Raw genomic sequence first — 15006 nt, forward strand, 5'->3', positions numbered from 1 at the left:
ATGAAACACAAGCATATCATTATTTCGGCCCTTTTTTGCGCCATGGCGCTGCCGGCGTGGGCTCAGGACGATTTCGCGGCCCGGGAAGCGCAGATCCCCGAAAACCCTCTGAAGAATGCCTATTTCGGCGAGACGCATGTGCATACTTCCTTCTCGCTCGACGCCTATATCGGCGGGACCCGTTTAACACCGTTCGACGCCTACCGCTTTGCTAAGGGCGAAGACGTGTCGGTGAACCACGTCCTGCACAATATCGGCCGGCCGCTCGATTTTGCCGCCGTATCGGATCATGCCGAGTTCCTGGGCGAAATGCTGTCGGCACAGGTGCCTGATGCACCTGGTCACTACCAGGAGGCGCTGGTCGAGCTCCGCGGTCTGAACGACATCGAGGAACAGACGTCGTGGTTCACTAAATATGTGGTCAGCAACATGCGGTCGAACGACCCCGAGCATCCCCCGTTCTTCGAGGGTGCAGAGACGACAAAGACGGCTTGGGAAGATTTCGTCATCGCCGCCGCGCAGGAGCACTATGATCCCGGGACATTCACGACGCTCATTGCCTTTGAATGGACCTCGGCCCCCAGCGCCGGCAACATGCACCGCAACGTGATCTTCCGCGATACCGTGGTGCCCGATCTGCCGCTCAGTGCGCTCGACACCCAGGACGAGGAAGAATTGTGGGCCTGGATGCAAGAACAGGAAGATGCCGGCTCGACCCTTCTGGCGATTCCGCACAATTCCAACGGCAGCAAGGGGCTGATGTTCGAACCGGTGGACAATTCCGGCAACCCGCTGACGCGCGAATACGCAGAAAAACGCGCAAAGTGGGAACCACTGATCGAGATGATGCAGATCAAGGGTAATTCCGAGGTCGTTGCCTCGCTCTTTCCTGCCGACGAGTTCGCGGATTTCGAAAATGCCGAAAGCCTCGCGACCTTCAGCAACCGCACCTACCAGAAACAAAATTTCGTGCGGTGGGCGATCACCAAGGGGCTCGACTATGAGGCAGAACTGGGCGCGAACCCCTACAAGCTGGGCTTCATAGGCGGCACCGACAGCCACAACGGCACCCCGAGCGACGTGACCGAGTCAACCTATAACGGCAGCCACGGCGTGGCCGACGGCACAATCGAGGAACGCCGCGAGGGTGGTATAGATGGCTGGCTGACCGGGCCCGACGCCAACCCGGGCTCGCTCGCCGGTGTCTGGGCACCGAGAAATACGCGCGGCGCGATCTACGACGCGATGGCAGCGCGCGAAACCTTTGCCACCTCCGGCCCACGCATCAAACCGCGTTTCTTTGGCGGGGCTGGCCTCGCGGAAACCGACGACCCGCAACGCATGGTGCTGAACGGCTATGCCAACGGGGTTCCTATGGGGGGCACTCTGGGTGCAATGGACGGGCCGCCCAGCTTCAGCGTGCATGCGATGAAAGACCCCATGGGGGCCAATCTCGACCGGATTCAGATCATCAAGGGCTGGGTCGACGAGGCGGGCGAACCGCAGGAACGGATCATCGACGTGGCCGTGTCGGACGGGCGCGTGCCGGATGCGGAGGGGAGCATCCCGCCCGTTGGCAATACTGTCGACACCGCCACCGCCACCTACACCAACGACATCGGCGCGCCGGAATTGATGGGTCACTGGACGGATGACGATTTCGACCCGGACAGCGCCGCGCTCTACTACGTTCGGGTGATCGAGATTCCGACGCCGCGTTGGACCACCTATGACGCGGTGCGCAATGGTCTGCCGCTGCTGGACAGCGTCCCGGCTACCATACAGGAACGCGCATGGACCTCGCCGATCTGGTACAGCCCGGAGATGGACAGGTGAGCATTGTTCGCACCCTTGGCGCCGCCGCCCTGATGTCTGCCACGCTCGCCCCAGCCGCGCAGGCGGTCGAGGGCGGTATCGGCGCCTATTTCCTTGGCACCCGCGACAGCTTTGCCGGCGTTGTGCCGCCGCCCGGCACCTACCTGTCGTTCAGCTATGACCACCTGAAGGGCGACGTGACGGGCGTCTCAATCGGCGGCCTGCCGATCAGGGCGGATTCGGAGGTCACGGTGGATCTCTTGCGGTTGGGGATTACACATTCTTTCGACGCCGATGTCTTGGGTGGCCAGCCGGCGCTGAACCTGACGGTGCCAATCCTCGATGTCGGGCTTGGCTTTACCGCGATCACACCACCTCTGGCGGGGTCCAGGATCGACGATTCCACTTCGGGTGTGGGCGACATTATCTTCACCCCGATGGTCGGCTGGAATCGCGGGAAGTTGAATTACAGCGCCGCGCTTTCGGTTTATGCACCGACAGGCAATTACGACACCGCCACGATTGATGTGCCCAACCGCAGTATCGACGCGCTGTCCAACGGGAAGAACGTCTGGTCCTTCCAGCCCGTTTTCGCGGCAACATGGTTCAACCCACAATCGGGGCTGGAGCTGTCGGGGACGGCGTCGATGCTGTTCTCGACTAGGAACAAGGCTACGGACTACCAAACTGCGCCAGCCGTCCAGTTGGAAGCCGCCGTGTTGCAGCATACCAAGTCAGGCTGGGCGTTCGGTGTGACCGGCTATCACTACGAACAGATCCGCGATGACAGCGGCAGCGGCGCGGTTGGAACGCGCGCGGCCCTTGGCGCCAGATCGCTGCGTGCAAAGGTCAGTGGCGCGGGGCCGATCATCACGTATTCCGGGGTGTCGCTATTCGGCGGCCAGGCCAGTTTCGAGCTGAAATACACAAGCGAGTTCAATGCAAAGCGCCGGTTCGAAAGCGATATATTGTCGTTAAACATGTCCGTTTCCTTCTGACGGGAGCGACAGTCTGCCACCCCTTTTTCCAGCATAGGGCTCTGCCCAGTAGCGCACCATTACGAGAGCATTTGATCCACGACGAACCCCAGAGCAGACTGAAACTATTACTTGCGGTCACGGTCAGGACTACACGTCGCCTGAAAGGTCGCAAGTGCTGTTTTTCTTCCGTCAGGTTTTTTATAGTGCTTTTCTGAAAGCGCACCGTACGGCATGTTTTTTCCCAAAGTCGTTCTGTTTCCAATGCGCCTCAAAGTGACCTATTTCGCTGAATCGCCAAACACCCAAAAAGGCCCGCAGGAGATCGATGTCATGTCGCAATCAAAGTACACACTGCACGCTTCTGCGCATTGCGGTAAAAATAGAACTTTCCAAGCCATCGCTGGATAGACAAACAGAATGACTACGAATGACCGCTTCGGACTGGTCTTCAGGCCTTGGTGCATGTCGCAGCATCGGTGACTCCGGGCTCACTGCCGTCATTCGCGGCGCAAAGCACCATTGGCCGCAATGCGGAAAACCGGCCGTTCGCTGCACTCTGTATTAATGACCGCCTTGCGGGACAAAGCTGGCCTTCAATGCGATGCATCAACCAATCTTGCACTACATGAAAAGTTTGCGGATCAGAATGGGCGGCTTTCTCTAAGACTTCGATGCTTCGGCAATGCACTTCATGTGCCGCATGTCGGTCCCGCAGCAGCCGCCTAGGACCCGAATGTGGGGAAACCTCCGCTTGATGTCAGCGAGTTGCTCGCCGAGTTCCCGCGGATTGCCGTCATCGAGTTCTTCGGCTTCATCCAGTTCCGCATGACTGCAGCGTGATGCGTTGGCGACGATGCCTTTGACGCGTTGAATCCAAGGTTCGTCGACCAAAGTCTTGGCAAAATGGTCGGGGTGGGCACAGTTGATCATGAAATACGTGGTGTAGGCATTGGTTGCGGTATCCACGGCGGTGATGGCGTCGGCCAAGGTTTCCCCTGTCGGCAGCCGCCCATCCGTTTCCACCGTGAAGCTGATGATGACCGGCAGGTCGAAACGCTGCGCGGCCCGCACGATGCCAATAGCCTCGGCGCTATAGGCCAAGGTGTATGCACTGACGACATCCACAGCCGTTTCCGAAAAAGCCGAGATTTGCTCGGAATGATACTGCTCGGCTTGATCCGCGTTTATCTGATCTACGGGCGCATAGGCATCGTCCCGAGGGCCGAGGTTTGCGCTGATCAGGGTTGGGACATCACGCGCTTCCGAACGCACTTCGTCCATCAGCTCGACGGCCTGCTGGTTAAAGTATCTGAGTTGCGCAGGCGAATACCCTAAAGGTGCGGCGCGGTCCCGGTTGGCCACCCATGTCGGGCTTTCCAGAATGACACCTGTTCCTTCAACTCTGCCCAAGTCGATCAAGTTACGCAGATACTCCTTGAGCAACGCGCGCCCGTCTTCGGTTTCTAACAGTGGATAAGAGGCAAATCCGGGAAGATCGATTCCGCGTGTGAAAATCAGGTCTGTTTCCATCCCGACATAGACCAGGAACAAATCCGTGTCAGAGTTGAGGAGGTTTGCGGTGCGACCGGGCGCATCCGGAGCCGCTTTGCGAGTGATTGATTTGTCTGAGGATAACTGGGGCATTGGCCTTCTCTGAGTGTGTTTCTGAACAAGCGTATATGCGGGTGTGCGCTGTGCTTCCGTTCTCGTATCGTTGGTGTATCGTTGTTTTTGCGATGATTGATGATTACTGAGGGGGCTGATGCAACGGTGGGTTCTGGATAGGGAGGACGGCACTGTATCGTCGGGCGCTGATCAGTGTCAGCTGTCGCCAAGGGCAACGGAAATCCTTGCCTTCATGATCGGAAACTCCCGGACGGTTCTGCCGCGCGACAGAATCCTTGCTGAGGTCTGGCAGGGGCTGCATGTGAGCCCGGATCTTGTTCGCGAGTACATCTTCGAAATCCGAAAGGCGCTTGGCGATAGTGCCTCTGAGCCGCAGTTTATCGAAACCGTTGGCCGTCGTGGGTACCGCCTGATTGGTCCGGTCACTTTGAAACCTGCCGGTGCGGTTTCCAAAACGGCGAGATATACCCTCAGGCCCGATCGCCTGAGCCGTGCGGCGCAAATGTCCGGTGTCAGGTACTGTACATCGAAGGACGGCACCTCGATCGCGCATGCTGTGTCCGGCGAAGGATATCCGCTCCTTTTTGCAGGAAGCTGGATGACCCATCTGGTCATGGATTGGGAAAGCCCTGCCTATGGCGATTACGTCGCCCATCTTTCCGAACGGTTTCGGGTGATCCGATACGATCAGCGCGGAAATGGCCTGTCACAATGGGCCGACACGGATATCGTCTTTGACCGTCTGGTTGATGATATGGAATGCGTCATTGACACATACGGGCATGACCAGGTCGCCATACTTGGCATGTCTCAAGGGGCGTCTGTGGCGATTGCTTATGCGCAAAGGCACCCGGACCGTGTGTCACATTTGATCTTGAATGGTGGCTATGCCCGTGGTCGCAGGATGCGAGGCAACGCGCGCGACATCGAAGAAAGCGACGCACTGATTGGCCTGATCCGCACCTGCTGGGGTAACGACAATCCGGCTGTGCGTCAGACGCTGACGACGCTTTTCATGCCGGACGCAACGAAAGAGCAAATGCAGTGGTTCAACGATTTCCAAAAGCTTTGTGGCCCAAGCGAGACTATCGCCGAGTTTCGGTCCGTGTTTGACGAAGTTGATGTGGTCGGGATGTTGCCAAAGACCATAGTCCCAACTTTGGTGCTGCACAGTAGCGAAGACGCAGTGTCTCCGCTGACAGAGGGAAAGCTCCTCGCTTCGCAAATTCCCGGGGCGGCATTTGTTGAGTTGGACAGTCCCAATCATCTGCTTTTTGAGAGCGAAAAAGAGTTCGGCAAGATGCTCAAGATGATTGAGGAATTTGCAGGGCCCTGATCTTGCTTGGGGCGTCCGCTTCGGTAAAAATGGAGTTTTTCAACACAATCAGCTCGATGCAGTCATTCACCGAAATTTGGTGACTGTCTGCTGTGCAGCGCAAAGCAGTCCTTCATGGCTGCAAATTCGAATTTTTGCTTTTGAACGACTGCTTTCACCGGCACCAGACGTTCGCTGCACTCTGCAAGAATGACCGCCTTGCGGGACAAAGCTGCCTGATGCACCTGCGGCTATTGCTCACGCAGCATTTCCCTGCAGTTGCATCAAGATTTATTGCTACGATGCAGCCAGCGTCGTAAAAGCCGCCATTCAAAGTTACCATCCTCGGTGGATTTCAACCCGAGCTTTCGCCGTCTCATGGTCGAATTCACAGTTAGCAAGAAAAGTGCCATTTCGCTACGCGCGCGGCAGTGGCCAGTTTTAGCAAGTATTCCCGCATTTGGCCGCATGTCTCGCACATAGCGTTTATGGTATCTTGCCATGATTTTGAGCCTATGAATCCATAGTATTTAAATATTCGCTGCTTCGGCGGATCAGCCTGACAAATGGAATCGGCCTACTTCTAAAGTTTCGCCAAACGAAACATCGCTGCTGTACTGCGTGGCGATGATCTTCCCTCAAATAGTCGCTGCTATTTCTACGGTACCGCCAGGGTTGCCTTTCACTTCAGTGCTTCCTTCCCGACGCCGCCTGATGATCGACGCCACCTCGATTTCTCCGAACCCCCTCAGCGTTTCGGTTCTTTGACGATTGAAATCAAAACTGTCCTGCAACTCCTGCGAAGCGTTCTGGCAGACGGTGATCTCCATCGGCGCTGAATGGGCCTGCAAGCGTGCTGCGAGATTCACTGCTGGCCCAAAGACGTCATAGATGTACTTCTGAACACCAACGACGGACCCCACGACTTTTCCCGAAGCAACACCGATACGTGCCCGCCACTGATGCTCGTGGGTTGTATTGCGTCGCTCAAGGTAGCGGACCATCTTCGAGGCACATTTTGCGGCGGCTACTGCATGCTCTGGGGTCGCGTGTGGCAACCCTGTGATCGCAAGATAGCAATCACCAATCGTCTTGATCCGCTCGCAGCCGTAAAGTTCACCAATCCGGTCAAATGCTGTAAAGATATCGTTCAACTCAGCCACGGTGACATTGGGGTCGGCAGAAACGGACATCTCTGTGAAACCCACAAAGTCGAGCATCAGCACGCTGACCGGATCAAAGAGGCGCGGCGCGACTGATCCAAACGACATGTACTCCTCATATACTGACCGGGGCATGATATTCAGCAACAGCTTTTCGACCCGCACCTTTTCGCGTTCCAGATCGCGTGTCCGACGTTCCACAATCGCGGCGTAGCTGTCGATCATGGCCTCACTTTCATGTAGCCGAGAAACGTTCTGGCCTTCGAGAACCAAAACTTCCTTGCCATCGAGAGCGATTTTGCGGGCTTTCATCTCGATGATCAAACTGCGCCGTTTTACTTTGGCCTTCACTTCGATGCTCGTCCCATTGATCATCCCCGCCAACTCATCGGATGTCATGTCCGGCAGAGTTTCATGCAATATTGCCTCGACGCGCACATCGGCAAACCACGTCGAAAACAGGTCGTTGCAAAACAGAACGCTCCCGGTATCTGCCTCCGCTACACAGACGCCCATTGCCATCGAATCCAGCAAACCGGTGCAATTTGTATTGATCAACATATCAAGCCCTCACGCGACAAGTATTCTGCGGCGCGCCTCTATGGCAGCGATGACAGTATTCTGGTCATCCTGTGCAAAATGCGCATCGGCAAGCGTTTCATTTAGCAGCAAAACTGCCTCGTCGAATTCCACGTGGCTCAGGCGCATATGTTTGTGCGCGCTGGCAAGACGCGCATCAGAGAAATGCGCAGGACCTCCGAGCACCATCGTGAAGAACTTTGTCTGGTGATCGATCAGCTTGACCATATCCGTGTCTTCAAAGAAATGGCCGATCACATCGCTGTCGAGCACGCGATCATAGTAATCCATGATCACGTGACGCAGGATCCTGATGCCGCCATATTTGTCAAAGATCGACAAATTGCGGGATGGTTGGGCAATCGAATTCATGATGAACCGCTCCTGTTCAGATTGTTGACGGTGGTCGTGACTGTGACGTTCTGCGGATCGCGCAGGGCGAGAAACCAAGGGCTGCATTCAAGGACGTTCGCGACCAAAGCCTCAATGACCAAATCGGGTGCGCCTGATCGCACATCAAGGCTGATCCGCGTTTCACGAGGTGCAGCGCGGTTGTCACCCAGCCCAAAGATGGCAAGGTCGTCCGATACCGTCTCAAGACGCAGATCAACGCTTTGGATTTCGATCCCTTCGCGGGCTGCCGCCATTTTGACGCCAATGGCGATGCAGCCAGCGATACCCGCCTTGGCGATAAAACCGGGTCCGGGTCCGCGTGCAGCACCGCCCATTGCTGGTCCCAGATCCATCACTGTCCTGAATTTACCTTGCTGGACAGCGCAGGTCAGACCGTCTCCGACATGGGCTGTCAGTGCGTTTGTGGTAACCGCCACCGCCGGATTTGCACTCAGGCGGTCGATCACTTTGTTCTGGGCAATGCGGATCTCCGAATCCGTAGCTTGAGGTATCGCCTTGGAGGGGGTTTGAATGTTCATCTTGTTGGTCCTTTCTGGTTAAGCCACCATTTGGTGACTACGTCGGGCAATCTGGTCCGACAGGATGATCGCGTCGTCCCCGACACCGTCAATCAGCGCGGATTTACGTTTGCGCAGGAAGGGCTGGCCAAGGACATAAAGCCCGTCGGCGACGCGGCCCTCATCGTGCAAAAGCTGCCCTTTGCGGTCGAAAACAGGCATCTTTAGCCAGCTAAAATCGGGCCGAAACCCGGTTGCCCAGACAACCGTGCGAATTGCTCCACTGGTCAAATCAAGGCTCAGGTCGGGTCGCTGAGGCAGAGCGGTTGCGCAGATGTGTTCAGGAGGAGACAAGCCCGCAACACCTGTTTCTTGCGCAAAGGCATCAAAGCTGCGCAGCAAACGCCGCATCTTGAGGTCCGAAAGGGCGCAGGCGTTGGCCAACCCGCCAGAGAACAGGGCGACGCCGTCCCTGACAGCAGCCAACCTGCCCGCAATTGTGCACCCAAGACCCTGCAGGTGGTTGAAATCCATCAACGGAATGTTCGCATCCCCGACAAGTTGCAGGGATGGCACACTGCGGGCGCGGGTAATGTTGTCGACATCGCCTATGCCTTGATCCTGCACGCCGCTGCGGTCCATCCACCATTGGATGTCGCGCCCGCGGTAGTTGCGTGGCATGCGAATGTGATGGCCCGCAGAAATCGTCACGGCATGCCCCGCTTGGGCCAGTTCCGACGCAATCTGCACGCCACTGGCGGATGCTCCTACGATCAGAACACCACCTTTGCGCAGTTGCCGCGGCGCGCGGTAGGCCAGCAGGGTAACTTGGGCAAGACCGACAGGCAGCGCAGCCGCCATCTTGGGGGTTGACGCAACAGCGCAGGCACCATTTGCCATGACGACATTCCGGCACAGCCAGTCGCCACGGTTCGTTGACACGCGGTAGCCTTGGCCCTCGGCAATGACCGACAAAACCCGCGTGCGGCTTTCAATCGGCATTGTACCCTGTGCGGCGTAGCCCCTGAGATAGGAAACCACATCAGTCATCGACATGAATCCGTCAGGATCATCGCCCTCGTAGGCATAGCCCGGAAGGCGACTTTGCCAGTTCGGGGTCAGCAGGCGCAGACTGTCCCAGCGTTCGGTCGCCCATGAATTAGCGACCTCGCCACGCTCGATAACAACATGCGCAACACCGCGCTGGCTCAGGCAATGGCTCATCGCGAGGCCGGCCTGACCGGCACCGATGACAAGAGTATCTATGTGTCGCATCTAAAAATCCTCACGGTATCTCAAGAAATCCAAGTGGGACCCCGAATGTCTTTCACGCGGGGCCCTACAGGTCAGGCAACGCTGACAGTGACGTTGGTGGGGTTCGTCAGGATGTCGAACAGTGCAGAGCGTTTTTGTGATTGTGCGACCAACGCACTGACGTCCTCCGCGCTGGCATCTGCATCAACCTCGAACGAGACGCGCACGTCCGAGAAGCCGTTGCGAATATCACCGTCCATGCCAAGTATGCCTCGCACATCGACGTCGCCTTCGACAATGGCCCGCACTGAATGCAGCTGGATGCCGCGATGCTGCGCGACGGAGGCCACGCTGCCGGTCAGGCAGCTTGCCAGAGCGCTCAGCACGATCTCTGTTGGCGTTGCAGCGCGATCTGCAGCCGCAAACACCTCAGGATGATCGGATTCGATGGTGAACATCTGCTTGCGCGTCTGCTCTTCACCGAGCCCGAAGTATCCGTTGATCGTATTGCTACTGTAGGTGCCTTCGATCCAGTCGCAGGTGCTGCGGAAAGTGAAGGCTGCAGCCTCAGGCGTTTGGGTAAATGCGCCGCGCGCGCCGATCAAGGCTTCGGTGTTCACGCCGTTGTTGGCGGTTACTTCTTGTACTTGTGTCATTGGTAGTCCCTTTCAGGGTGTTTGTTAAAGTTATTGGTCGTAGCGTTGGGTTGCTCGGATCAGGCGGGATTGCGTGCGGTAATCAGCCAGGAAGAGCTGTCCATCCACAGGCCATCGGCTGTTGTTTCGGCATGGGAAAACATCTCTGCCAATGCGGCTTCGATTTCTTCGCGTTTCTCTTCGCCAAGGTCGCCGGCTTCGCGGAAGGTCTCTCCGGCGGGGCCGAGGGCAAGTTGAAACGCAATCGCTTCTTGAACGTTGCGCCCCACCATCACTTTCGCGTCGATGCGCTTGAATCGAATGTCGGTAAAGCCAGCCGCTTCCATCTTGGCGCGCGTATTGCGTTCATCAGACATTGAGAATGGGCCGGGGCCACAGGTCAGCGCATCTTCGCCCGGTTTTGGCAAAAACTGCTGCACAATATCTTTGGCTGCGTTCAACCACGGATTATATTTGCGATCACGCCAGACAATATGCGCCATCTTGCCACCGGGCTTCAGCGCAACCCGCATGGCACGCAAGCCAGCGACGGGATTGGCAAAGAACATAGTGCCAAAGCGGGCGAACACAAAATCATATGGTGCGCCATCCACGCCGCGTTCAACATCGCCTACGGCAAACCGTACGTTCTCTGCCCAGTTCTTTTCGGCGTGGTCCCAAGCTTGGGTAATGAAGGCCTCGCAGCAATCCACGCCCATTACGGAACCCGTTGACCCAACGCGGTTGCCCAAAGCAATAGCGGTGTCCCCAAATCCACAGCCAACATCAAGGATGCGATCCCCGGGCGCGATTTGAAGGGTTGGCAAGATTGCGGCGCTGTGACGCGACAGACCGTCCACTAGAATGTGCCGGTACATGGTAAATTTCGGTGCAAGCACCTCGTTCCAGAACGTCACCAATGGTGAGGTTTCTGGTGTGGCTGGGAAATTTGTTTGCTGGTTCATGGTCATCTCCAAAGGGTTGTTGCTATGGAGAAGTGCTAACTCGGAGCGGATCCGCAAACTTGGGGGAGGCCTGAGTATCTTGTGGTGAATCTCTGGGTTTTTCTGAATTTCCGCCCATGATGACGGATTTCAAAGGAAAAGCGCGATCTTCATTTCCTTGGCGAAATTAGGAAACGGGCGTATTGTCGTGCCAGATGGGAGCCGACATGAACTACGCATTTGATGAATTTTTTCTGGACGCAGAGCGTGCTGAACTCAGATGTGCAGGACAACCCGTGCGCATTGAACCCCAAGTATTCGATCTTCTTAAACTCCTTGTCAGTGTCAACAATCGTCTGGTGAGCAAGGATGAAATTTTTGCGGAACTCTGGGGAGATCGGATTGTTTCGGATGCGGCATTGTCCGGTTGTGTTCGCGATGCGCGAAAGGCGATTGGTGATGATGGGTCCACGCAGAAGTTCATCAAGACCGTCCAACGGCGGGGATTGCGGTTTGTTGGCGAAGTAGAAGCAAGCAACTCGGTTACATCAGCAACCCTTCCGGATGAAGCTGTTTCCAACGCAGCCGAGCAAACCGATGCTTTCGCCAGACCGGCAGTTGCAGTTCTTAAATTCGAAGATATTTCAGGTGAGGGTCAGTCCAGCCAACTTGAAACTGCCATCACAGACGAATTAGTCGCAGCCTTGTCTGCATGGAGATATTTTCCAGTGATCTCTCGACAGTCGACGGCGCGTGTAAATGCACCCGAAATGAGTGCGCAAGAGATTGGAACACTTCTGAGCGCAAGGTATTTGGTTCACGGCACTTTCAGACGCGCCGGTAATCGATTGAAAATTCAGGTTGCTCTGACGGATACCGACTTAAACACACAGATATGGAGTGACAGTCTGGCCTGTGACATAGACGAACTTTTTGACGTCGAAGAGGAAATAGCAGGCCAGATTGCCTCCAGTGTGTCCCCCGAACTGGAACGAGCTGAGGCCCGCCGCCTCCTTCGCAAACCACCGGGGGATATGACCGTTTGGGAGCTAACGATGCGCGCGGCATCGTTGCTCAGCAACGGGAAGCGCAGTGACTTCGTGGAGGCTGATCGATTGGCGCGCGATGCGGCTGAACGCGCGCCGCATTGGGTGTTGCCTTATACATTGATCGCCACCGCCCAGTTTCAAATGGCGATGGCCAATTTTTCTTCGTCAGATAGCGCCTCAGCATTTGCACCCACGCTTGAAGCTGCACGGCGGGCGCTGGATATTGATCGCAGTGCCTGGATTGCCCACGCGCTGACGGCGGTAGGCGAGCTTTGGACCAACAAAAACCATGAAATGGCGTTGTTGCATGTGGAGCGTGCGATCGAACTTAACCCGAGTGCAGGAATGAACTATCATTTCGGCGGTTGTATTACAGGGTTTTCGGGAAATCCGCAGAAGGCACGCTCCTACCAAGAGCGCCTGTTTAGAGTTGATCCAACCTACCCATACCGCGCTGTCATTGAAGCCGACCTTGGACTTTGGCATATGCTTGACAAGCAATTTGACAAGGCAAACGAACGTCTGAGACTTTCGCAATCGTGCGACCCATACTACGGTCGTGCACTGCAAAGGCAGGTTGCGTTATCCGGATTGACGGGCGATCGCGATGAAGCCCTGCAAGCTGCCAGAAAGCTGTCAGAGATGGGCTTGCCATTGGACTACAACACAATTGCAAGTTCCTATCCATTCCTCAAAGAAGAACACAGCGAGCTTTTCTTGGACGGTTTGCGCCGGTCAGGCGTCAATCTGTAAACTCGGGCCTTCTACGTTTAGACCGTCGCTCCACGCTTACTTTCCTAGCATAGAAATTAGAGAAACTATGGTCCAAGCACATCAGGCTGGTTTAACCGCTGTCTCGATTGTTCAACTAAACTGCAGCGAACGATCAGTTTGTGGAATGCTCAGATTGAAGCGGCTGAACGACCAGTTCGATGAACCGTGCTGCGCTGCCAATTGACCGATGCTTCAGGAGTGAAGGTTTTCCACTTCAACACTAACTGCACCTGCACAAGTCCGCATTGTCACGCAGTCTGCCAGTTCGCCGAACTGGTCTTGCCGCGCCTTGCATGAATGGCCGGTTTTCCCACCGCGTGGCAGCACAGTTGATTTTGCACTTGCGGCATGATCTGTGCTGCGAGCGGGCGCAGCGAGAAAATCGAATTCACAGAATGGGCTCGGACCAGACAATCGCCGCGATTTGCACCAATGGCGGCTTCGATTTTTATCCAGCCTTTCGTGAGGGAGACTTGATCGACGGCGCTATCGAAAATCCGGGGGGATGCTGGCTTCCCTGATTTCCCTGCTCGCCTACCACCTTTCCCTGTTCTTTCAATTTCTTTCCCTGATATCCGGATAGTTTTCCTGCTAATTTGAGAACAGGGAAAAACCCCATAACACGCTGTAAACAAATCAAGAATCTGGGTGAAAATCGTCAAAAACGAACCAAATCAGTCCGAATTTGCAGATTTTCCCTGTTATTTCCCTGTAAAACAGGGAAAACAGGCCCGAGACTGGTTCGGTCAGGACTGCGTCCACCACCATTTCCTCTCGATACCGTTGGCAAACCCCAACTGAAATCTGCGCGAAATAGTGCCTTTTGGCGATCTGCAATCCGGCCTATGCTATCCGCGACACCCCAAAGGTTTCAGAGCAGAGAATGGCACGAAAAGCCGCAAGATCAGCCAGTTTCAATATCGTGATTGTGGGCCAGTCCGGCCGCCTGCAATACGAGGCGCTGTTGTTTGTCGCGTCGCTGCGCCAGTGCGCGCCCGCTTTCAAGGGTCGCGTTCTGGTTGCTGAACCGCAGCCCGGCCCGCTTTGGTCGTCTGATCCGCGGATCAACAAACCCGATGTCCGCGACAGTCTTGCCGCGCTTGGCGCACAAATCATCCCGTTCGAAAGCCGCCATTTTGGCGGATCCTATCCCTATGGAAACAAAATCGAGGCACTGTTCGCCCTGCCCGCAGATGAACCTTTTGTATTTTTTGACAGTGATACCCTGATCACCGGCGAAATTTCGGATGTGCCGTTTGATTTCGCGCGCCCTTCCGCATCCTTGCGTCGCACCGGAACCTGGCCGCAACCCGAGCTTTACGGCCCCGGATACACGGATATCTGGAAATCTCTTTACGATAAATTCGGCCTTGATTTCCAAAGTTCGCTGGACCTGTCCCAACCCGATGAATTCTGGGCACGCTACCTTTATTTCAACGCCGGATATTTCTACTACCGGTGCCCGCATCTGTTTGGGCAGAGATTTCTGGACTACGCTTTGGCCATCCGCGACGATCCACCGCCCGAACTGGTTTGCCAGTCGCTGGATCCCTGGCTGGATCAGGTGGCGCTGCCGCTGGTGATCCATGCCCTTGGCGGCGGGCGTAATGCTTTGCCTGCCGGGTTTCTGGACGGGTCGGTCAGTTGCCATTACCGCCTGTTTCCAATGCTTTATGCCCGCGAATCCGATGCTGTGGTTCAGGTGCTTGAAACGGTATCGGCGCCCAACAAGATCAAAAAGGTCCTGAAAGGATCCGATCCGATCAAACGCATGGTCTATCAGGGACGCGGCCAGAAGGTGCGCGCCCTGTTTGACCGGAACAACCTGCCCCGCCGTGAACAGGCGATCCGCAACAGGATCAAGTCCGAAGGGTTCTGGATGCGATAGCCGCGCGTCGCGGTTGTTTTGGCAATGCCAATGTCATAGTGCTATCGCAACGCCATTTCACAACGGAGAATTT

At 56.0% G+C, this 15006-nt stretch carries 14 protein-coding genes; 5 read left to right on the forward strand and 9 right to left on the reverse strand.

Annotation, left to right across the window (positions count from 1 at the left end):
• Both C1J05_RS14285 and C1J05_RS14290 read left to right on the forward strand, forming a co-directional pair.
• Nucleotides 1–1836 carry a DUF3604 domain-containing protein gene (locus C1J05_RS14285; RefSeq protein WP_114870839.1) on the forward strand — a complete coding sequence of 612 codons (1836 nt, stop codon included), beginning with the start codon at nucleotides 1–3 and terminating at the stop codon, nucleotides 1834–1836.
• Complete coding sequence (locus C1J05_RS14290) at nucleotides 1794–2813, forward strand: SphA family protein (protein ID WP_114870840.1); 1020 nt, start codon at nucleotides 1794–1796, stop codon at nucleotides 2811–2813. The genes C1J05_RS14285 and C1J05_RS14290 overlap by 43 nt, the downstream gene beginning before the upstream one ends.
• 642 nt (nucleotides 2814–3455) lie before the next feature.
• On the opposite strand, the gene C1J05_RS14295 is transcribed toward C1J05_RS14290, so the two are convergent.
• A complete protein-coding gene (locus tag C1J05_RS14295; protein ID WP_114870841.1) occupies nucleotides 3456–4439 on the reverse strand; it encodes a homocysteine S-methyltransferase family protein in 984 nt (327 codons plus the stop codon).
• 118 nt (nucleotides 4440–4557) lie between these two features.
• Here C1J05_RS14295 and C1J05_RS14300 point away from each other — a divergent pair, with 118 nt between their 5' ends.
• The gene (locus C1J05_RS14300; RefSeq protein ID WP_114870842.1) at nucleotides 4558–5757 is read left to right on the forward strand and encodes an alpha/beta fold hydrolase; all 1200 of its coding nucleotides are present in this window, start codon (nucleotides 4558–4560) and stop codon (nucleotides 5755–5757) included.
• 62 nt (nucleotides 5758–5819) lie between these two features.
• Here the strand turns inward: C1J05_RS14300 and C1J05_RS21550 are convergent, their stop codons facing one another.
• The 7 genes from C1J05_RS21550 to C1J05_RS14330 form a co-directional block, all read right to left on the reverse strand.
• Complete coding sequence (locus C1J05_RS21550; RefSeq protein ID WP_162798084.1) at nucleotides 5820–5981, reverse strand: hypothetical protein; 162 nt, start codon at nucleotides 5979–5981, stop codon at nucleotides 5820–5822.
• Between the two features lie 393 nt (nucleotides 5982–6374).
• On the reverse strand, nucleotides 6375–7460 hold the full coding sequence (locus C1J05_RS14305; RefSeq protein ID WP_114870843.1) for an adenylate/guanylate cyclase domain-containing protein: 1086 nt from the start codon (nucleotides 7458–7460) through the stop codon (nucleotides 6375–6377).
• Nucleotides 7461–7469: 9 nt separating this feature from the next.
• The gene (locus C1J05_RS14310; RefSeq protein ID WP_162798085.1) at nucleotides 7470–7850 is read right to left on the reverse strand and encodes a group I truncated hemoglobin; all 381 of its coding nucleotides are present in this window, start codon (nucleotides 7848–7850) and stop codon (nucleotides 7470–7472) included.
• Nucleotides 7847–8410 carry an OsmC family protein gene (locus tag C1J05_RS14315; RefSeq protein WP_114870845.1) on the reverse strand — a complete coding sequence of 188 codons (564 nt, stop codon included), beginning with the start codon at nucleotides 8408–8410 and terminating at the stop codon, nucleotides 7847–7849. Before C1J05_RS14315 ends, C1J05_RS14310 begins: the two co-directional genes overlap by 4 nt.
• A gap of 18 nt (nucleotides 8411–8428) precedes the next feature.
• A complete protein-coding gene (locus tag C1J05_RS14320) occupies nucleotides 8429–9664 on the reverse strand; it encodes an NAD(P)-binding domain-containing protein (RefSeq protein ID WP_114870846.1) in 1236 nt (411 codons plus the stop codon).
• Nucleotides 9665–9735: 71 nt separating this feature from the next.
• Nucleotides 9736–10299 (reverse strand): OsmC family protein, encoded by a 564-nt coding sequence (locus C1J05_RS14325; protein WP_114870847.1) that lies wholly within the window; start codon nucleotides 10297–10299, stop codon nucleotides 9736–9738.
• Between the two features lie 59 nt (nucleotides 10300–10358).
• Nucleotides 10359–11243: a class I SAM-dependent methyltransferase gene (locus C1J05_RS14330; protein WP_205388959.1), complete on the reverse strand. Its 885-nt coding sequence runs from the start codon at nucleotides 11241–11243 to the stop codon at nucleotides 10359–10361.
• A gap of 206 nt (nucleotides 11244–11449) precedes the next feature.
• Between C1J05_RS14330 and C1J05_RS14335 the strand changes: the two genes are divergently transcribed.
• Nucleotides 11450–13024, forward strand: coding sequence for a winged helix-turn-helix domain-containing protein (locus C1J05_RS14335; protein ID WP_162798086.1), 1575 nt, complete (start codon nucleotides 11450–11452; stop codon nucleotides 13022–13024).
• Nucleotides 13025–13293: 269 nt separating this feature from the next.
• Here C1J05_RS14335 and C1J05_RS21555 read toward each other — a convergent pair whose 3' ends face one another.
• Nucleotides 13294–13707, reverse strand: a complete 414-nt coding sequence (locus tag C1J05_RS21555) for a hypothetical protein (protein ID WP_162798087.1) — start codon at nucleotides 13705–13707, stop codon at nucleotides 13294–13296.
• A 221-nt stretch (nucleotides 13708–13928) separates the two neighbouring features.
• Here C1J05_RS21555 and C1J05_RS14340 point away from each other — a divergent pair, with 221 nt between their 5' ends.
• Nucleotides 13929–14933: a hypothetical protein gene (locus C1J05_RS14340; RefSeq protein ID WP_114870850.1), complete on the forward strand. Its 1005-nt coding sequence runs from the start codon at nucleotides 13929–13931 to the stop codon at nucleotides 14931–14933.
• The last annotated feature ends 73 nt before the right edge of the window (nucleotides 14934–15006 follow it).

This window comes from Sulfitobacter sp. JL08, from assembly GCF_003352045.1.
Taxonomy (GTDB): Bacteria; Pseudomonadota; Alphaproteobacteria; order Rhodobacterales; family Rhodobacteraceae; genus JL08.

What these genes read in the sequence shown, in the direction of transcription:
- C1J05_RS14285 (WP_114870839.1), top strand. Translation starts at nt 1, where the DNA reads ATGAAACACAAGCATATCATTATTTCGGCCCTTTTTTGCGCCATGGCG.
- C1J05_RS14290 (WP_114870840.1), top strand. Translation starts at nt 1,794, where the DNA reads ATGGACCTCGCCGATCTGGTACAGCCCGGAGATGGACAGGTGAGCATT.
- C1J05_RS14295 (WP_114870841.1), bottom strand. Translation starts at nt 4,439, where the DNA reads ATGCCCCAGTTATCCTCAGACAAATCAATCACTCGCAAAGCGGCTCCG.
- C1J05_RS14300 (WP_114870842.1), top strand. Translation starts at nt 4,558, where the DNA reads ATGCAACGGTGGGTTCTGGATAGGGAGGACGGCACTGTATCGTCGGGC.
- C1J05_RS14335 (WP_162798086.1), top strand. Translation starts at nt 11,450, where the DNA reads ATGAACTACGCATTTGATGAATTTTTTCTGGACGCAGAGCGTGCTGAA.
- C1J05_RS14310 (WP_162798085.1), bottom strand. Translation starts at nt 7,850, where the DNA reads ATGAATTCGATTGCCCAACCATCCCGCAATTTGTCGATCTTTGACAAA.
- C1J05_RS14330 (WP_205388959.1), bottom strand. Translation starts at nt 11,243, where the DNA reads ATGAACCAGCAAACAAATTTCCCAGCCACACCAGAAACCTCACCATTG.
- C1J05_RS14305 (WP_114870843.1), bottom strand. Translation starts at nt 7,460, where the DNA reads ATGTTGATCAATACAAATTGCACCGGTTTGCTGGATTCGATGGCAATG.
- C1J05_RS14315 (WP_114870845.1), bottom strand. Translation starts at nt 8,410, where the DNA reads ATGAACATTCAAACCCCCTCCAAGGCGATACCTCAAGCTACGGATTCG.
- C1J05_RS14320 (WP_114870846.1), bottom strand. Translation starts at nt 9,664, where the DNA reads ATGCGACACATAGATACTCTTGTCATCGGTGCCGGTCAGGCCGGCCTC.
- C1J05_RS14325 (WP_114870847.1), bottom strand. Translation starts at nt 10,299, where the DNA reads ATGACACAAGTACAAGAAGTAACCGCCAACAACGGCGTGAACACCGAA.
- C1J05_RS14340 (WP_114870850.1), top strand. Translation starts at nt 13,929, where the DNA reads ATGGCACGAAAAGCCGCAAGATCAGCCAGTTTCAATATCGTGATTGTG.